The sequence below is a fragment of the Alkalicoccus luteus genome (genome assembly GCF_012034335.1).
Taxonomy (GTDB): Bacteria; Bacillota; Bacilli; order Bacillales; family Salisediminibacteriaceae; genus Alkalicoccus; species Alkalicoccus luteus_A.
Map to the genome: position 1 here is coordinate 1 of NZ_JAATHJ010000109.1, position 255 is coordinate 255.

1 rRNA gene is annotated in these 255 nt (G+C 56.1%); it reads left to right on the top strand.

The features are described from left to right. Positions 1-255 (top strand): 23S ribosomal RNA (locus HCN83_RS18895); the annotation flags it as partial.

Here is a 255-nt window from a genome sequence, read left to right on the forward strand (position 1 = left end):
GAGGCTGAAAAGCGTAGGCGATGGCAAACAGGCGAAAGATTCCTGTACCACCTTGTTTCCATTTGAGCAATGGGGGGACGCAGGAAGGTAGGGAAAGCGCACCGCTGGACGTGTGCGTCGAAGCAGAGGAGGCTGGCAGACAGGTAAATCCGTCTGCCGTAAGGCTGAGCTGTGACCGCGAGGGAAATATAGTACCGAAGTTCCCGATCCTACACTGCCAAGAAAAGCCTCTAGCGAGGAAACGGGTGCCCGTAC